The sequence below is a fragment of the Flavobacterium subsaxonicum WB 4.1-42 = DSM 21790 genome, from assembly GCF_000422725.1.
Lineage (GTDB): Bacteria > Bacteroidota > Bacteroidia > Flavobacteriales > Flavobacteriaceae > Flavobacterium > Flavobacterium subsaxonicum.
The window spans coordinates 1-17,606 of sequence record NZ_AUGP01000001.1 but is presented as its reverse complement, the minus strand read 5'-3'; the positions used below and the strand labels follow the sequence as shown (position 1 = coordinate 17,606).

At 42.9% G+C, this 17,606-nt stretch carries 17 protein-coding genes and 1 riboswitch; of the genes, 3 read left to right on the top strand and 14 right to left on the bottom strand.

Annotation, left to right across the window (positions count from 1 at the left end; translation table 11 throughout):
- Positions 1–87 precede the first annotated feature (87 nt).
- A complete protein-coding gene (locus tag G509_RS0100085) occupies positions 88–1,776 on the bottom strand; it encodes a GH39 family glycosyl hydrolase (RefSeq protein WP_026989663.1) in 1,689 nt (562 codons plus the stop codon).
- Between the two features lie 197 nt (positions 1,777–1,973).
- On the opposite strand from G509_RS0100085, the gene G509_RS22660 reads away from it, so the two are divergent.
- Positions 1,974–5,039, top strand: a complete 3,066-nt coding sequence (locus G509_RS22660; RefSeq protein WP_081663213.1) for a T9SS type B sorting domain-containing protein — start codon at positions 1,974–1,976, stop codon at positions 5,037–5,039.
- A gap of 239 nt (positions 5,040–5,278) precedes the next feature.
- On the opposite strand, the gene G509_RS0100075 is transcribed toward G509_RS22660, so the two are convergent.
- The gene (locus G509_RS0100075; RefSeq protein WP_026989661.1) at positions 5,279–5,638 is read right to left on the bottom strand and encodes a winged helix-turn-helix transcriptional regulator; all 360 of its coding nucleotides are present in this window, start codon (positions 5,636–5,638) and stop codon (positions 5,279–5,281) included.
- 127 nt (positions 5,639–5,765) lie between these two features.
- Between G509_RS0100075 and G509_RS0100070 the strand changes: the two genes are divergently transcribed.
- Positions 5,766–6,629 (top strand): SDR family oxidoreductase, encoded by an 864-nt coding sequence (locus G509_RS0100070; protein ID WP_026989660.1) that lies wholly within the window; start codon positions 5,766–5,768, stop codon positions 6,627–6,629.
- Positions 6,630–6,671: 42 nt separating this feature from the next.
- On the opposite strand, the gene lepB is transcribed toward G509_RS0100070, so the two are convergent.
- The 7 genes from lepB to G509_RS0100035 form a co-directional block, all read right to left on the bottom strand.
- Positions 6,672–7,313 (bottom strand): signal peptidase I, encoded by a 642-nt coding sequence (lepB, locus tag G509_RS0100065; RefSeq protein ID WP_026989659.1) that lies wholly within the window; start codon positions 7,311–7,313, stop codon positions 6,672–6,674.
- Between the two features lie 25 nt (positions 7,314–7,338).
- Positions 7,339–8,598 (bottom strand): voltage-gated chloride channel family protein, encoded by a 1,260-nt coding sequence (locus G509_RS0100060; protein WP_026989658.1) that lies wholly within the window; start codon positions 8,596–8,598, stop codon positions 7,339–7,341.
- Between the two features lie 38 nt (positions 8,599–8,636).
- Positions 8,637–8,701: riboswitch (Fluoride riboswitch) on the bottom strand.
- Between the two features lie 37 nt (positions 8,702–8,738).
- Complete coding sequence (locus G509_RS0100055) at positions 8,739–9,098, bottom strand: cation transporter (RefSeq protein WP_026989657.1); 360 nt, start codon at positions 9,096–9,098, stop codon at positions 8,739–8,741.
- A 47-nt stretch (positions 9,099–9,145) separates the two neighbouring features.
- Entirely contained in the window at positions 9,146–9,910 is a 765-nt protein-coding gene (locus tag G509_RS0100050) for a TIGR02757 family protein (RefSeq protein ID WP_026989656.1), read from the bottom strand.
- Positions 9,911–9,952: 42 nt separating this feature from the next.
- Positions 9,953–11,650 (bottom strand): DUF8201 family protein, encoded by a 1,698-nt coding sequence (locus G509_RS0100045; RefSeq protein WP_026989655.1) that lies wholly within the window; start codon positions 11,648–11,650, stop codon positions 9,953–9,955.
- 9 nt (positions 11,651–11,659) lie between these two features.
- On the bottom strand, positions 11,660–13,324 hold the full coding sequence (locus tag G509_RS0100040) for a DUF8201 family protein (RefSeq protein WP_026989654.1): 1,665 nt from the start codon (positions 13,322–13,324) through the stop codon (positions 11,660–11,662).
- A complete protein-coding gene (locus G509_RS0100035; RefSeq protein WP_026989653.1) occupies positions 13,321–13,986 on the bottom strand; it encodes an ABC transporter ATP-binding protein in 666 nt (221 codons plus the stop codon). The genes G509_RS0100040 and G509_RS0100035 overlap by 4 nt, the downstream gene beginning before the upstream one ends.
- Positions 13,987–14,254: 268 nt before the next feature.
- Between G509_RS0100035 and msrA the strand changes: the two genes are divergently transcribed.
- A complete protein-coding gene (msrA, locus tag G509_RS0100030; RefSeq protein WP_026989652.1) occupies positions 14,255–14,803 on the top strand; it encodes a peptide-methionine (S)-S-oxide reductase MsrA in 549 nt (182 codons plus the stop codon).
- 659 nt (positions 14,804–15,462) lie between these two features.
- On the opposite strand, the gene G509_RS0100025 is transcribed toward msrA, so the two are convergent.
- The 5 genes from G509_RS0100025 to G509_RS21160 all read right to left on the bottom strand — a co-directional run.
- Positions 15,463–15,768, bottom strand: coding sequence for a DUF6787 family protein (locus G509_RS0100025; RefSeq protein WP_026989651.1), 306 nt, complete (start codon positions 15,766–15,768; stop codon positions 15,463–15,465).
- 146 nt (positions 15,769–15,914) lie between these two features.
- The gene (locus G509_RS0100020; RefSeq protein ID WP_026989650.1) at positions 15,915–16,364 is read right to left on the bottom strand and encodes a DUF6146 family protein; all 450 of its coding nucleotides are present in this window, start codon (positions 16,362–16,364) and stop codon (positions 15,915–15,917) included.
- A gap of 92 nt (positions 16,365–16,456) precedes the next feature.
- Entirely contained in the window at positions 16,457–16,741 is a 285-nt protein-coding gene (locus G509_RS0100015; protein WP_026989649.1) for a hypothetical protein, read from the bottom strand.
- Between the two features lie 43 nt (positions 16,742–16,784).
- Positions 16,785–17,009, bottom strand: a complete 225-nt coding sequence (locus G509_RS0100010) for a hypothetical protein (protein WP_026989648.1) — start codon at positions 17,007–17,009, stop codon at positions 16,785–16,787.
- Positions 17,010–17,351: 342 nt separating this feature from the next.
- Positions 17,352–17,606: transposase (locus G509_RS21160; protein WP_035738273.1), on the bottom strand; the 255-nt coding region annotated here is incomplete at its 5' end.

The following is a 17,606-nucleotide window of genomic DNA, read 5'->3' as shown; positions in this document are numbered from 1 at the left end:
AATGTGTAATAAAATTACGTAATCAGTTACGCAAATTTATAAATTATTTTTGATTTAAGAATGTTTCGAAAAATTTTAAGGTGAAATTTACCAGTCCAGCTTAATCAGAGCTACACCCTGACGGGCTAATTGTAACGAAATGATTGCTTTACCTAAAGTTGGTTTTATGGTTTTTGTACTGATACTTTTTAGCTGGCCCGATTTTTCTAACGTGGCAATCTGTTCCTGTGTCGGATTTTGAGGAGAACCCATAGCTTTCCACACCTCATACGAGTTGCTGTTGTCTTTATCGATCATATAAATGGTTAGCGTAGCACTCTTGGCCGGTATGTTAGTTATCGTAACGCTAACGGCTTCGGTAGGGCCCGGTTTGTCATCATCGTGATAATTCCAGACCATAACAGCGGCACTCTTTTTATCTTTGTTTGCCAGTGCCCCAATATCCGATTGTGCGCCCCTTACGCTGTTTTTCAACACCTCCTGTAGCGGAAGCATACGGTTGCTCTCTGCCTTAATGCGTTTACCGGTCATCATGCCAAACATCCTGAAAACATTAAGCACAGGCTTATCGACACCGTTAGTGGCCAGGTCTCTAAAGCCGTAAAACCACGGTTGGTTCTCAAACTCAAAAGACCATGATACGGCCCCCAAAAAGTTGACTTTAGTAGCATCGGCCAGTAAATATTTACGGGCAAAGGTTGCTGCCGTGTAGCTGCTATACATGGTGCCGTTTCTATAAGCATTCTCCGGGTTGGTAGCCATACCGCAGGCCGCGCAGCCCTCTGGGTCAGATTCGCCAATGATAATAGGCAGGTCTTCCGTTTCCGGATACGATGCCGTTAATTTAAAACCGGCCTCTATATCCTGCAGCTGTGGCGCCATATCCATACGCACCACACCGTCTACCGATTTTGGCCAGCCCTTGGCATGAAAAAGTATGGCCTCTAAAGGCGACCCTTTTTTACCCGTGGCATAGTTGGTGCCGCTAATACAATGCTTTACAAAATTATTAGTCCACTCCAGGGCACCCTTGGTGCGGGTACCGGCAATATTAATACCGCCAATTTTAGCGGTTGGCAGGGCTTTTTTAAGTCCGTCGGCGGCATAGTCGTACATCTTAAAAAATTCTTCCTGCGTGCCTTTCCAGTAATGGCCGTTGGGTTCGTTCCACACCTCCCAATACCAGCTTTCCACCTCTTTTTTGCCATAGCGGGCCACGCAGTGCTTAACCCATTCGTACACCAGGTTGCGCCATTTATCGTAATCTTTTGGCGGATAGGCCCACCCGGTAATAATATCGGTATAGGGGTCGCCGGGTTTCCAGTAATGGCGGTAGGGCACCGGGTGCGATGATAAAGCCTCGGGCATAAACCCAATTTGCGCCAGGGGCTTCATACCGCGCTGCACATAGGTATCAAAAATACTGTCAACAATGGTCCAGTTATAAACGGGGTTGCCTTTAACGTCTTCGGTATAAGCGTTGGTAGACCCCCACTTAAGGGCAGCAACGCCATCGCCGCTAACCAGCAGGCTGTGGGTGCGCACATAAACAGGGGTGGGGCTAAGGGCGGCAATTTCCGATAGCAGCTTTTTGCCATCCTTCATGTAGGTATAGTTGGGTTCATCATAACCAAACCAAGCCCAAACGGGTTCCATTGGGGCTATTTCGTTTTTAAGGTCTACCGTTATGGCAGCGGGCGTAGTTTGCGATTTTATAGTAGTTGTAACTGATAATAAGAAAACGATTGCGAGATATTTGCGTAATTGTAAATGCATTGTTAAGGTTTGAATTATAAGTGGTTGGTGGATACTAACAAAGTTGATAAAAATAATTGTATTATTTACACTAATTATTTTCTGAGGGTAAAAATAAGTGATAAAGATGCCTTTACCTCAAAATTGCAGCCCTTTACCTCATATTTAATTTGTGAGGATTGTAATACAATACATTCGTACATACAAATCATTCAACCATGAAATGTATACGTTTTTACTGTCTCTTAGTTAGCCTTTTATATATACCACAACTCCATGCGCAATTGTGCTCTGGCAGCCTGGGCGACCCTGTTGTAAAGATCGATTTTGGGTCGGGTACCGCCATTCATGGCGCTGCGCTTGGCAGCGGAATTACCAGCTATACCTACACGAGTGCTAACTTTCCTAACGATGGCAGCTACACTATAGAAAGCACCACCAATACCCCCGGCACCTGGTGGACCACTACCGACCATACCGGCGGCGGCTATATGATGGTGGTTAACGCCAGCCTTAGCATAACCGATTATTTTTACAAAAAAACCGTAACCGGCCTTTGCCCCGATACCACCTACGAGTTTGCTTCCTGGATTATGAACCTGCTTAAAAGCAACGATACCAGTACGCCCAACATTACCTTTACCATAGAAAGTGAGTCGGGTACTATACTGGCATCTTACAATACGGGTAATATAGCTATGGCCGGTAGCGCATTGTGGACACAGTACGGTTTTTATTTTGATACCCCTGCGGGCGTAGATACCGTTGTTATCCGTATGCGGAACAACAAGGTAGGGGCAGCCCCCGGCAACGATATTGCCTTGGACGATATTACCTTTAGGGCCTGCGGGCCTTTGGTAACATCGGTAGTTAATAACAATACGGCCACGAGCTTTAATGTGTGCGAAGGGCAGGTGCCGCAATACACGTTTACGGGCAGTATTACCACGTCTGTATATTCCGACCCGTCGTACCAATGGCAGGTAAGCACCGATAGCGGCACCACGTGGACCGACATGCCAGGCGAGACCAATACAACGCTTACAGTGCAGCCACAAACGGCAGGCACTTATATGTATCGCATGGCCACGGCGCAGGCAGAAACAATAACATCAGTCACTTGCAGGGTGGTTTCTAATATAATTACCATTGTGGTAAACCCCGCCCCCAATGCGCCTACGGTTACCACCACACCCGCCGATTGTGCCACGTCTAACGGTTCGCTAACCATTACCGCACCTGCCGGAAATACCTACAGTATAGATGGTACCAATTATGTTGCCACCACACTTTTTAGCAATCTGCCCGAAGGCGATTATAATGTAACCGCTAAAAATAGTTCGGGCTGTATATCGGCCATAACCATTGCCCATGTTGAGCTGGGAGGTGCATTGCCTGCCACGCCAACCGTTACTGCTGCCGCCCCGCTAACCTGTGCCGATGCACTGGGTACGCTTACCGTACAGGATGCTTCGCCTTATTATAGTTTTGATAACGGTGCTACATGGGTCACTACGAATACCTTAAATGCCGTGCCCGGAGATTACCTGATAATGGTTAAAAATGCTGCGGGTTGTGCGTCTTTAGCGGCTACTGCAACCATACCTGCGGCATCAGGGTTTCCGCCGGTGCCAATATTAAACATTACCCAACCCGACTGTATTACCCCAACGGGAACAATAACCATTGCCGACTCTCAAACTGCCTACAGCTTTAATAACGGGGCTACCTGGGTTAGCACGACTACGCTGAGCAATATTGCCCCGGGCACGTATAACATTCTTACCAAAAATAGTTTAGGGTGCGTTTCAGATCCTGCCATTGCCATAATCAATGCTTATGTTAACGGCGAGCCATTGCCTGTTGCGGCATCGCCACAAATATTTTGTGTTTATAATAATGCCACTACAAGTACTATTTCCGTTACCGGAACCAATGTGCAATGGTACGCCAATGCTACAGGAGGTAGTGCTTTATCGGCATCGGCGCTATTGCAAACCGGCACGTACTATGCCACGCAAACGGTAAACATCTGCGAAAGCCTACGCGTGTCCATAACCATACAGGTGTTGGATGTTGCCGCGCCAACTGGTGCCGCCGCACAGCAATTTTGCACCACCCAAAACCCAACGGTTGCCCTTTTAGAAGCTACAGGCACTGGCCTGCAATGGTACGATGCCGCCACCTCGGGCACCCTGTTAGCTTCTGATACCGCTTTGATCAGCGGAACTACCTACTATGGCACACAAACCATTGATGGCTGCGAAAGCCAGGCAAGGCTTGCCGTTACGGTTACTATAATTAGCCCGAGTATACCGGTTAGTGATGTGGCCAATTATGTGTGCGATGATTTAAACGATAATTCAGAAATTGTAGACCTTACCGCTTATAATTCGCAAATTACGGTTGATGGTGGTGTTACCTTTAGTTACTACACATCGGCCATCGCTGCCAATACTGCCGATACCTCGGGGTTAATAGCGGACCCTGCGGCTTATGCTGTTACTGTTGGCATTAATACCATTTATGTAAGGGTAGACTCTGCCGATAAATGCCACCAGGTGGTTACCATTACCCTTACGGTGATTGCTGTGCCGGTTATCCCGATAGAAGATACGCTGTACCTTTGCGAGAACAGCCAGATAACCATTAGTGCCGGCCGTACTTTTGATAGCTACACCTGGTCTACAGGCGCAACCACAAACTACATTACCATTACCCAGGCGGGTAGTTACTGGCTTACCGTTACCCAAAACCACGGCGATGTAGTATGCACGGTTACTAAAAATTTTACGGTGGTACTATCTAACAGTGCCACAATAAGCAGCATCGAAATTAACGACTGGACCGATGACGATAATACCGTCGAGGTGTATGTATCGTCAGCAAGTATTGGTAGTTATGAATATTCTATAGACGGGGCCAATTACCAGGACAGCAATATTTTTACTGATCTTGAAATTGGTGTCTATACTATTTATGTGCGCGATAAAAACGGCTGCGGCGGTACAGATAAAGAGGTATACCTGCTCAATTACCCTAAATTTTTTACGCCCAATGGCGATGGCAGCCACGACAACTGGCACGTAAAATTTGCCGCTTACGAGCCGGGCTTAAAAACACGGATATTCGACCGCTATGGCAAACTGTTAACCGAGCTAAGCTACCTCGAAGCGTGGGATGGCACCTACAACGGCCAAGCACTACCCAGCACCGATTATTGGTTTGTGGTAATACGCAGCAACGGCAAGCAGTATAAAGGGCATTTTAGTATGGTGCGGTAGGGGGAGATGATAGAGTTAAGATTATAGAGTTAAAATGATAGATTTAAGATGATAGAGTTAAGATGATAGACTTAAGATGATAGACTTGAGATGATAGACTTGAGATGATAGAAATCAGCAGGCCGACAACCAACAACTAACAACCAATAACCATCAACCAATAACCATCAACCAATAACCATCAACCAATAACCATCAACCAACAACCATCAACTAATAACCATCAACCAACAACCAACTTACCCTTCTATAATCTTTTTTCGGTGCAGTTTGCCCCAGGACTGTAACTCGTGTATCAGCTTGCCAAGCGTACGGCTATGGTCTGTCCACGAATACTCTACCGTGGGCGGAAAGGTATCCAGCACCTTGCGGCTCACAAGCAGGTTCATTTCCAGATCCTTTAACTCTTTAGACAGCATTTTATCGGTAATACCGCCAACCTCTTTACTAATTTCCTTAAAGCGTTTTGTACCGCGGCTAAGCGAAACCAGTATAGGTATCTTCCATTTTCCGCTCAACGCCTCCAGGGCATCTTTTACGGGCATAATAGCTTCTTTTGGGCAGTTAACTATTCCGGGCAGGCAATCCTGGGTTTCCATAACGTGTTGTTTTTAACAATGCTATCCTTTAGGGTATCGCTATCCAAAAGCATAGTACTATAATTTAGATAGCAAATATAAATAAGTTTGCAGTACAAATAATGTACAACATCTTAATTACATAAAAATGATTTTAGTTACAGGATCTACCGGCCATTTGGGCACCGCCACCATAAATTTTTTACTGGAAAAACTTCCGGCATCGCAAATTGCAGCGCTGGCACGCGATGAAAACAAGGCAGCCGATTTTAAGGCAAAAGGCATTGATATTCGCATTGGCGATTACAAAAATACCAACTCGCTAAACACCGCCCTTACGGGGATAGATACGGTGCTGCTAATCTCTTCGGCCGATATGGACGACAGGTTCAGGCAGCATGCCAACGTTATAGATGCGGCTAAGCAAAACGGCGTTAAGCACGTAATTTATACCAGTGCCGATGTTAAAGACATTAATAATTCGCTTACCGGAGATATTGCCGATGTGCATGCCAGGACATCTGATTATCTTAGAAAGTCCGAACTTACCTATACGCTCCTTAACAACAACCTGTATGCCGATGTTCTGCCCCAGTTTATTGGCGAAAAGGCCGTAGAAACAGGGGTGTATTTTCCGGCAGGCGAGGGCAGGGTACCCTTTGCCACACGTAGCGATATGGCACAGGCAGCCGCCAATGTGCTAACCACAACCGGGCATGATAATAAAGAGTATACCATAGCAGCAGATGTTTCGTATTCGTTTGCAGAGATCGCGCAAATCCTTTCAGAAATTTCCGGAAAGGAAGTGCCTTACATCAGTCCGACTTCTGAAGAATTTGCACAGGCCTTAACCGCCGCCGGTGTACCGCCATTTTACGTGGGCATGTTAAGCGATTTTGCCCAAGCCATTAAAGCCGATGAATTCAACACCCAAAATACCGATCTTCCGAAACTTTTGGATAGAGAACCAACTCCGTTAAAAGCGTATTTGCAAACTGTTTACGGTAACTAAATTATGCAATGTAAACCCGGTTTCTTGTGTAAGTGCCGGGTTTTATTTTAGTACAACCCCAACAAGATTTTCTTTATCAACAAGTCCAAAATACCTTGAATCGAAAGCATTGTCACGATTATCGCCCAACACAAATAATTTATTTTCAGGAATTGTTAGCGGGCCAAAAAAATCTTTATTCCAGGCTTTACCATATATTTTAACAATGTAGGGGTCAGACTCGTTTTGTTGAGCAATTTGTTTATAGTTAGCTAATCCGGCTTTACGGGCAATATTATCTTCCATTAAAACAATATATCCGCCATTAGGCGAAGGCATTGCATAAGGCCTTGGTGATAATTTTAAGAATTGTTGCTCGCTGACCAGATAAGAATGTTTGGTGGCTTTGGTATCTAAATTAACGTTATTTACATACAGGCTGCCATTTTTTATTAATAACACATCGCCTTCTTTTGCCACAAGCCTAAAAACAAACAGGGCAGTATCGTGTTTAAATGTAATAAGATCGCCCGATTTTTCGGTCTTTAGATTAGACGTTGCAAATAACGAATTTGGCATAAGGGCAGGCTCATTAGCCATTGTTACGCAGGTGTGCAATCTATAAATGCCGGTAATTTTACAAACGTAAAAAACAACAATTAAGGCACCCAAAAAAATACTAAGCCTAATAAATACTTTTTTCATAATGAGGTAAATTTATTAAAATAAATTATTTTGTACCAAACCTTTTATACAGAAAATACTTAGGCCCGCCAATTATTTGCGATGTGTAAATACCTTTACTGCCTGAGCAAAAATAAGCCACCACGCAGGCAAGGCCAATATATAGGCCACACTGGTAGCCAAACAGTTCCATGCCCATAATAGTACAGGCAATGGGGGTATTGGTTGCCCCAGAAAATACCGCTACAAACCCCATCCCCGCCAGCAAAGCTATGGGCAGCGGCACAAACAAAAACAAAGCATTGCCCAATGCAGCACCAATAAAAAACAGGGGGGTAACCTCGCCGCCCTTAAACCCGGCACCCAAGGTAAAAGCCGTTAACGTTAATTTGAGCAGAAAGGCGTATGCTGGCTGTTGTGTTTCGAACGATTCTAAAATGGTAGGGATGCCCAATCCTATGTATTTAGTGGTGCCCAACGCCCAAACGGCTAAGGCTATAACTACGCCGCCAATTACGGGGCGCAATGGTGGGTAGTTTATCTTCTTAAATAAATTGCTGAAAAAATGCATGCTTTGCGAGAACAGCAGGGCGGTTATACCGAATAGTATCCCTGCTAACACGATCCACAATATAGTTACAGGCTGCATAGCCGGCACAACCGGAATGTGGTAATGCGTATGCGACACCTGCCAGGCCATGCAGGTATAATGGGCAATGTAAGCAACTAAAAAGCTTTGTGCAATGGCCTGATAGCGCATACGGCCAAGTATCATAACCTCTAAGGCAAATAAAGCCCCGGCCAGCGGCGTGCCAAATACCGATGCAAACCCGGCGCTGATTCCCATTATAATAATGATTTTCCTGTCGGAATCATTCAGTTTGAAGATGTGGGTAAAGCGGTCGGCAATAGCGCCACCCATTTGTACTGCGGTGCCTTCGCGCCCTGCCGAACCTCCAAATAAATGCGTTACCAATGTGCCAAAAAGCACCAGTGGCGCCATTTTAAATGGTATAATTTGTTTTGGGGTGTGCAGTTCTTCCAGCAGCAGGTTGTTGCCTTTCACGATACCGGTACCGTAATAATGATAAGTAAGGCCAATAATCAGTCCGCCCAGTGGGAGCAGGGCAATTATCCAGGTATGGCTTTCGCGGAAGTTGGTAACCCAGTCTAACGCATTTAAAAAAAATGCTGATGCCGACCCACTGCAAACGCCAATAGCCAGTGCCAAAAGCAGCCATTTAAGCAGGTACGGTAAATACGGAATTTTTTGTAGCGGAGCAATGTGTCTTTTAAAACGCGTCATAATTTGCCTTGAATTAATACATGTATAGTGGCATAGGCCATTAAACAGACGTCATCAGCTGCGCGGGCAGCGGTTCAGGGCAGACATCATTGCCGGTATGCAACATCAAAATATTAAATTTTATGATGGGATAAAAAGGCTTATCCTTTCTTGCAGCAGTCGTCCAGGCCTTCGTAAGCAACGGCTTCGGCCTTAACATCATCGGCATCATAGCCTAATTTGCTTATAGCCAGTTTTATTTTATTAAGGTCGGTCTTTTTGCTGTTGTACGTAACTTTAATAGTCATGGCCTTTTCGTCCAGAACCACCATTTGTACGCCTTTTTCTTTAATCAGTTTTTGGTTAAATTTATCGCCACAGGTTTCGCAGTGCTTGCAATGGTCGCAGTAAATAGCGGTTTTAATAACAGCAGTCTGAACCGTTTTTTGCTCCTGGGCACTAACAGTATTGCTAACTAAAAACGTTGCAAAAACAATAAGGATAAGTTTTAAGGCTTTCATAGTGGGTTGGATTTGATTTCAAAAATAGTAAAAAAAAGTTATTGCGGTTAAAACCCCTCAAAAACTCCTAATCCAAACAGGGCAAAATCGTATTTAACAGGGTCGGTGGCATCCATAAGGCGCAGTTGGGCATCAAGCTCGGCAAGGGCTCTGGCATCATTTTGCTTTCGCAGAAGGATACCCAGCTTTCGGGCCACGTTGCCGCTATGCACATCAAGTGGGCAGGAGAGTGCCGCAGGAGAAATAGTTTTCCACAAGCCAAGGTCAACCCCCGCGTTATCGTTGCGGATCATCCACCGTAAGTACATGTTAATTCGCTTTGCTGCCGATCCCGCCAATGGGTCAGACACGTGCTTTTGCGTGCGGTTTTGGTGCTCGATCTCAAAAAATACCTTTTTAAACTGATTGATGGCTGGCTGAAGGCTATCATTTTGCTGATGGGCTGCAAACACACCCTCCAGGCCATTATGGTTGAGATAGATATGCTTTAGAGCCTTTATAAAAGTAGCAAAATCGCCACCATTAAAGGTGCGGTGCACAAAATTTTCAAGCGGTTCTAAATGGTGCTCTTTATGGGTCATAACAAAATCGTACGGACTGCTGCCCATAAGTGTAACCATTTTTTTAGCGTTGTTTATAATCATTTTCCGGTTGCCCCAGGCAATGGTGGCGGCAAGAAAACCGACAATTTCGGCATCTTCCTTTAGGGTAAAAAGATGGGGTATCTGTACCGGGTCCGATTCTATAAAATTGGGGTTGTTGTATTGTAAAACCTTCTCGTCTAAAAACGATTTTAACTCTAAAATATCCATAGTAGCCTGCATGTAGCAAAGGTACAAAAACAGTATGTTAAATTAATCAGGCTTAACAAACACGGGGTAAAAACCATCTTTTAGGTCAGCGCTTCTTAACTGTGGCACAATGCCAAATTGGGTGCGATTGTACTCTATAGCATCATAATTTACACACGGCAAAGGGCCATCGCCTAAATACTTTAAAGCCGGATTTTCCACAGGCGAATAATATTCTAAATTACCCTGTTTTCGTAAGATAAAGCCGGTATTGAACTTTGTATTGCTATGCGGAAAAACAATGTTTGCCACATTGAAACGGCTCAATGGAATAACAAATTTTTTATTGGAGAATTTGTTTGGGTCTACCGGATTTATCAATACAAATGCTGTGATAAAGGTGCTGATAAACAGGAGTGTAATTATAGTGTTTTGTTTTTTATGAAATACTATGGCGACGATAAAAAGACTAAAAAATAATAAAAAATTAAAGAAAAACCGGTACTGCGGCGACGTCCAAAACAACACAGCCATTTGCAGGCACATTGCAAAATATAGCATCCAAAACGTTTTCTTATTGCAAAAACGATAGATAAGTACAGGGCAAATTACTATCAGTAAAATGGCTAATTTGTTTAGTAAACCGTTTAGTTTAGGCAGTGTTAACCATCGTATAAACAGGTGGGTAACTGACATGCTTTGATAGTTGCCATCTGAAACAAGATAGCTATACGTCTTAGCCTGAGTGTTGTGCAGGTCTATTATGCCCGATGGTATAGCATATTCTGTATGGAAAGCATCAGACATTATTGGGAAAAACGGATGCCCGCTCACAATAGTATTTTTTATCAGAAAAAGTGCCAGTACCAATACCGAAACTACAGCTATCTTCCAGATTTTCAGTATGAGGTAGCTGTAGTGCTTAACTAATATAATTATTGGTAGTAGTATAATGCTTACCGAGGTAGTTTTTATAAAGATACAGAACACAACCAGTAGCGAAAGTGTTGTGAACGATTCTATAGTTGTATTTTTGTAATATTCTGAAAAATAGAAAATTATGATGAATGATAGCACATATACAGGTGTATCTGGCGATGGCGCACTTATAAACTGAAACATAAACAGGTTGGCTATCGGTAACAACCCAAGTACCAAATACATTTTATTATTGTTGGTAAAATAGCTATTCAATTTATTGATGGCGAACAGGTTACCCAATAGCAGGCAAAACCCGCTAAGGTCGTTAAAGTTTTTATACAGAAAAGAGAAGCTAAAAGCACTCTGCGTTATATGCCAGGCACTTGTCTGTGCCAAAAATAAGTGCAGGTTGCCAAGCCCTTTTACAAGGCCATATTGGTTGAGCCATTTAATGGTTTGTATGTAATAGGTCTCGTTATCAATTACATAAGGCGCAGCCGAACACTGTGCTATAATTAATACCGTAATAATTCCTAATAATATTTTTAAGCTGGCTTGCAGTTGTTGTAACGATGTATAGAGGTTTTTGTAAATACCCACAATATCAGTCTTGTATCTAAAAAATATCAAGGTATTTAGCAGCAATAAAAAAGCGTGAAACCCCCAGTTAATACGGTCAAAAATGGCCCAGGTACCTGCTAATATGGTCACGCTAAACAACCCGAAAACCGATAACACAACAAAGTCTTTTATGTTGGTTTTTAGTAGCTTATCAGTTAAAAAACCAAGGTTAACTGTTGTGAATATTATGTAGAGCCAGCTTAAAAATATCAATACCATGGCACTATCTTATTTAATTTTAGCTGAATAAAACCCCTCTGTAAGGGTTTCGCCTCGCAGTTGGGGCAGTATGCCTAATTTCTTCTCAAAGTACTCCAGCTGGTTGGTATTTACGCAGGGCAGGGGGCCATCGGCGGTACCATACCTAAAAAAGTTGTACTCAGGCGAATAGTAGTCCAAATTACCTGTTGTTTTCTTTAAGTAGTTAAGGTTAGGTAATTTAGTAGTTCTCTCCGGCAGGTAAATTTGTGATACTGCCGGTTGCGCCACCTCCTGGTGCAGCTTGTTTCTGGTAAGATCTGATAATCCAACGTTTACAAAACTTACAAAAGCGGCCAATGTGCCCGCAATAGCCAGGAATTTAAAGTAAACCGGCTTGGCCCTAAAGTAATTATAAACCGCCGCAATTACAAGCAAAGAACCGCATAACGTAATGTAAATGAAGTACCTAAACTGTGGCGACGTTAGCAGCACGGCAATAAAGTTTACCAGTAGCGCCACATATACCAATCGGTATTTTTTGTTTTTAAGTATCCCTGTAAAGGGTAAAATGCCCAGTACCAACAATGTAGCTATATTTACTATGCGGGCAAGGTCGCGTTGCTGTAGCCATAGCAATAATTTACCGGTCATTGAGATTCCGGCAGGCAGGCTGCCATCGCGGTAATATCCATAATCTGCTGTTCCTGAGATTATAGCGTTGAATAAATTGTTGGGTATGGCCCAGTCAAAATCAGTTTTAAAGTAGGCTATGGGGTAGAGCGGGTAGCCGCTGATTATGGTATTTTTAGCAATCCACAGGGTGGCAATAGGTATGCCTGTTAGTAATGCAAACTTTATATTTCCCTTCCTGAATAACCCCGGCACAAACAAAATACCTAACGGAAGTATGGTTAACTTTATGGATACGAGGAATATAAACAGCAGTAGTGCTATCTTAAAATTGCTGTTGTTGCTGTCTTCTGTTACAAATAAATGTACAATTATAGGCACAATTACCAAAAGTGGCAGGTCGGGCGAGGGCACATCTAAAAACAAAAATAGCAGCAGCGAAAATACCGGCACAAAACCCAGCCAATATCGTGTTTTTTGGGTTAATATTTCACTTTCGGACACGCAGAATACAGTACAGATTAAAAAAACAAAACCGTTAATGTCGTTAATCCTGTTCGTAACAAAACTAAAGTTGACACCGGCCTGCAAAATATGCCACGCCGAATTCTGCGCAAAAAAAACATGCAGGTTAGCAAGCCCTTTTACAAAGCCATATTGGTTGAGCCATTTTATGGTTTGTATATAGTAGCTTTCGTTATCGGTAATAAAAGGATATTGCGCGCTTTTAAACAACGCCCCAACGGTTAGTATAGCAATAGCCGTTTTAGAGTAGGTAGGCAGGCGTTTAAGGCTTGTGCCGAAGTTGGTTAGCAATTGCTTTACCTCGCCTTTAAAGTAAATGCCGGATGCCAGGCTTAAAGCCGACCAGCACACTAAATTTACCGCCCCCAGCTTAAAGAAAAATGCTGTTAGTGTAAAGCCACACGTTAGCAACACTATGCCCAGCAAAAGGGTTATAACAGCGTTTTGGGTAGGCAGTTGCAGCACGTGTTTGGCTAAAATGCCCAGTGGCAGCAGCAGTATAAATAAAAACAGCCAATATACTGCTATTACAATCATTGCTGTACTATTTGGCCATCGCTCATTACAAGTTTACGGTCGGCCATGTTGGCAAGTTCTTCGTTGTGGGTAACAATAACAAAGGTTTGCCCCAGCTCGTCGCGCAGTTTAAAAAACAGGTTGTGCAGGTTCTCGGCAGAGTTGGTATCCAGGTTGCCCGATGGCTCATCGGCAAAAATAACGGCAGGGTTGTTTATAAGCGACCGCGCAACGGCCACACGCTGCTGCTCGCCACCCGAAAGTTCTCCCGGCTTATGGTCTATACGGTGCGACAGGCCAAGGTATTCTAACAAGCGTTTGGCTTCGGCCTCAGTCTCGGCTTTTGGTTTGTTGGCAATGTAAGCGGGTATGCATACGTTTTCTAAAGCAGTAAATTCCGGCAGCAGCTGGTGAAACTGAAAGATAAAGCCCAGCTTAAGGTTCCTGAATTTGGACAGCGTTTTATCGTTCATGCCCAGTATGTTCTCGCCGTTAATAAGCAGCGATGTTTCGTTTTGGGCAAGGGGGGCATCCAGTGTGCCCAGTATTTGCAGCAGCGTGGTTTTACCCGCGCCCGATGCGCCTACTATAGATACTATTTCTCCTTTTTTAATGTGCAGGTTAACGCCTTTTAAAACGTGCAGATTATCGTAATATTTATGAATGTTGCTGGCCTGTATCATCAATTAGGTTTTAAGACAAAGAAACAAACATTTTAAAACATAATAAATCTTTTTTGGCACAATATTTCGTATATAGAGTTGTAAAGTTTAGTTAACACACGTATTTGCTAAACCACATCAACTAATAGAGAAAGATAATTTTATGAAAAAAATTGCTGCAATAGTGCTGGCGCTGGTTTCGGTAGCCTGCCAGTCTAAAGAAAAATCTCCCGAAGACCGGATTGGAAATGTAAGGTCTAAAATTCAGGTAGCAGATAGCAACAAGCCGTTGGAAAACGGTAAAACAGAGACTGCCATTTTTGCCGGCGGATGTTTTTGGTGTACCGAAGCCTTTTTTACCGACCTTAAAGGTGTAGAGAAGGTAACATCGGGTTATATTGGCGGCACTGTAGCAAACCCAACGTACAAAGAGGTTTGCACCGGTACTACCGGCCATGCCGAAGCCATACAAATTACCTACAACCCTGAGGAGGTTGCTTATGAAGACCTGCTTGAGATATTTTTTGCAACCCACGACCCTACAACCCTAAACAGGCAGGGCGCCGATGTGGGTACGCAATACCGCAGCGAGATATTTTATACTACCCCGGCACAAAAAGCATCGGCAGAGAATTTTATTAAACTGTTAACCGACCAGAATATTTATGAAGGTAAAAAGGTGGTGACCAAAATTTCTTCTGCCAGTACGTTTTATCCGGCCGAAGAGTATCACCAGGATTACTATGCCCAGAATTCTAACCAGCCGTACTGCCAGATGGTTATTACGCCAAAGCTGGATAAGCTAAAAAAGAATTACAAGAATAAATTGAAACAGTAAGTTTTTAGAAGCATCTATGTGAGTTCCAGGAGGAACGTCATATTTAGTTAAGATAATTTAGGGGGATTTTTTGAGCTTCGGAAAAAGCGGTATAGATTTTATATGCCGCTTCTCCGAAGCTCTTTGCATTTGTGCTTGTGTGTTCTATAAATATGCCGCTCCTCCGGAGCTGAAAAAGCGTAGGAATGCATTCATCGCGAGGTACGAAGCGATCTGATTGTGATAAGTAGATTGCCGCGCTCCGTTGCACTTCGCTCGCAAAGACGGTTACGGGTACAGTGTGTAATTGGGTTCAATACTTAGGTCGGATAACGCTCTTCAGGCACCGTCTTCGGGAGGTACGAAGCGATCTGATTATGGATAGGATAGATTGCCGCACTCCGTTGCACTTCGCTCGCAAAGACGGTTACGGGTACAGTGTGCAGTTAAATTCAATATTTAGGTCGGATAACGCTCTTCAGGTACCGTCTTCGGGAGGCACGAAGCGATCTGATTGTTGATAGGATAGATTGCCGGCTCCGTTGTACTTTGCCCGCAAAGACGGTTACGGGTACAGTGTGCAGTTAGTTCAATACTTAGATTGGATAACACTCTTCAGGTACCGTCTTCGCGAGGTACGAAGCGATCTCATAAGCATAGTTATATATGGATGGGCGGGGTTACTCTTTAAACAAAAAACCAAGACCTAATGTTTTAAGCATGCGTTTTTCGAAAGCCCAAAAGAATTTAAACTGGCCGGATATGAATCCGAAACTTATCAATAGCACCTGGTAAATTGGGAAGATAAGTATAATGTAAAGAGGGTAGTACAGCCAAAGCGAAATATCGTTCTTGCTTAAACCCAGCCAGGCTAAAACGGGTTTAGATAAATAGGCCGATGTAGAACCTGTAACGGCAAAAACAATAAAAATAACCACCAGTTGGTAGTTATGCGTTATTCCCCAGCGTTGCTTTAGTTTTTCCATTTTATTAGCCAAAGCCGCAAATATAGAGGTTTTACTATTGCAGTACAATACTTTTATTGCTTGGTTTAGCGTAATTTATAAATTTAACGGCTGCTTAAAATTACGGCATTCAATTTCTTAAATTAAAATTGCTGATGCCCCAATTATCAATACTGCGGCACAATACCGCCCAGGCGTTGGTTGTTACTTTGCTGAAAAAACACCAGGTAGTTGTATAACAGGTAGTTTACCTCGTAACCATAATCTATTTGCGAGCTATAATCTATCCGTAATTGATACATATCGCCATAGCGCTGCTGGTTTAAAACGCGGTTGTTCCACTCGGTTGTCCACATTATGTTTTTGTTTTTAAGATAAGGTTCGCCATAGTAGCCCCTTGGCCGCGCACGCGATGCCAGCCACGATGTAAACCCGGCATCTATAATGATAACCTCATATTCTAAAGAGTCGTTTGCAATGCGTACCGTGTCGCTTGCAGTAGGCGTGGTGGTTACTGCATTTTGGGCAACGCCGGTAATGGCATCATTATTAGTTTTGCAGCCTGCTATGGTTGCAACGGCAATAATTGCGGTAATAGTTAGTATATAAAACCTCATAACAGTGCTGTTTTAGATTATAAAGTTAACAATAAAAGGTGCCCATTATTAAACGGACACCTTTTATAACTAATTAGGAAATGCTAATAAGTTTAGACAGTAGCTTGGTTAACTGCTGTTTTTGCAGCATCTTTAGCTGCATCAGCACCTTCAGATTTGTATTTATCTGCAATTTCAGTACCTTTTTGTACTACCTCGTCAAATTTTTTGCGTGCGCTATCTTTAATATTGCTGTATTTGTCGGCAATTTCGCCACCAAATTCTTCAGCTTTTTCAATTACCCCGTCAAGGTAACCTTTTCTTTTAAGTACAATACCTACAACTGCAAGGGCTGCAACTCCGGCCGCAATCCCTAAGATCAACTTTTTGTTACTCATAATGTTTAATTTTAATGGGTTTTATTGTTTAGTTTATTAAAGCTTATTTATCCCTGTTTCTTTCAGGGTTTTTGCTATCCGGCCTTTGTTCCTGGTTAGCATTAAGTTGAGACCTCTCGTGGGCAATGGTGTTTTTCTGGATGTTGCCGCTTAAATGGGCTTTCTCGTTATAATTTACACCATCGTGGTCCTGCGGAATAGGGCTCTTTTTTTCGTGCGATCCATGCTCTTCAGCCGTATGATCAAATTTGTTATCAGACTGTATCATAATTATAGTATTTAGTTTATAGACCCGCCAGTAAAAGGCTGAATCAGTAAATAATAAAACTGTGTTTTCTAATTCTTTTACTAAGTTAGCTATTGTTAAACGGGGTGTCTATTAAGGTTGTCTTAAAATTTAAATCTTTAGGATGCATTTAACTTTACAGCGATAAAATGTTAATATACAGTGCGGTAATGTTAAAGGGAGACTGCAATAGATAAGAGATAATAGATAATAGATGTCCTCACCCAACCCCTCTCCGAAGATTCTGTGTTGATTTACAAGAAAAATAATAATTTTTTCTATTTTTGTATTCTTAGGAAGCCTTGAGCTATCCTGTATAGAGCCTTATACTATTTGTATCTGCGCTCTATTTTTTTGCTTATTTTCTTCATAGTTTTTATCATAGTTTTCTTTTCGTTTAAAGATCACATATATAGTTTCAAGCAGCTTTCGTTGTACTGCTACTAATCCTTTCATTTTAATTCCCTGTTTTGCAACGATCCGGGCATATAAGGCCCTAAAAGTATCATCCCATTTTACCGCTGTCAATGCAGGCAGGTACATAGCTTTTCTTAAGTACCTGTTCCCTTTTTTAGATAT

Excerpts from the sequence above, each read along its gene's own strand:
- G509_RS0100075 (WP_026989661.1), bottom strand. The coding sequence starts at position 5,638 with ATGGAAACCCAGGATTGCCTGCCCGGAATAGTTAACTGCCCAAAAGAA.
- G509_RS0100035 (WP_026989653.1), bottom strand. The coding sequence starts at position 13,986 with ATGATACAGGCCAGCAACATTCATAAATATTACGATAATCTGCACGTT.
- G509_RS0100015 (WP_026989649.1), bottom strand. The coding sequence starts at position 16,741 with ATGAGTAACAAAAAGTTGATCTTAGGGATTGCGGCCGGAGTTGCAGCC.
- G509_RS0100020 (WP_026989650.1), bottom strand. The coding sequence starts at position 16,364 with ATGAGGTTTTATATACTAACTATTACCGCAATTATTGCCGTTGCAACC.
- G509_RS0100060 (WP_026989658.1), bottom strand. The coding sequence starts at position 8,598 with ATGACGCGTTTTAAAAGACACATTGCTCCGCTACAAAAAATTCCGTAT.
- G509_RS0100070 (WP_026989660.1), top strand. The coding sequence starts at position 5,766 with ATGATTTTAGTTACAGGATCTACCGGCCATTTGGGCACCGCCACCATA.
- lepB (WP_026989659.1), bottom strand. The coding sequence starts at position 7,313 with ATGAAAAAAGTATTTATTAGGCTTAGTATTTTTTTGGGTGCCTTAATT.
- G509_RS22660 (WP_081663213.1), top strand. The coding sequence starts at position 1,974 with ATGAAATGTATACGTTTTTACTGTCTCTTAGTTAGCCTTTTATATATA.
- G509_RS0100050 (WP_026989656.1), bottom strand. The coding sequence starts at position 9,910 with ATGGATATTTTAGAGTTAAAATCGTTTTTAGACGAGAAGGTTTTACAA.
- G509_RS0100040 (WP_026989654.1), bottom strand. The coding sequence starts at position 13,324 with ATGATTGTAATAGCAGTATATTGGCTGTTTTTATTTATACTGCTGCTG.
- G509_RS0100085 (WP_026989663.1), bottom strand. The coding sequence starts at position 1,776 with ATGCATTTACAATTACGCAAATATCTCGCAATCGTTTTCTTATTATCA.
- G509_RS0100055 (WP_026989657.1), bottom strand. The coding sequence starts at position 9,098 with ATGAAAGCCTTAAAACTTATCCTTATTGTTTTTGCAACGTTTTTAGTT.
- G509_RS0100045 (WP_026989655.1), bottom strand. The coding sequence starts at position 11,650 with ATGGTATTGATATTTTTAAGCTGGCTCTACATAATATTCACAACAGTT.
- G509_RS0100010 (WP_026989648.1), bottom strand. The coding sequence starts at position 17,009 with ATGATACAGTCTGATAACAAATTTGATCATACGGCTGAAGAGCATGGA.
- G509_RS0100025 (WP_026989651.1), bottom strand. The coding sequence starts at position 15,768 with ATGGAAAAACTAAAGCAACGCTGGGGAATAACGCATAACTACCAACTG.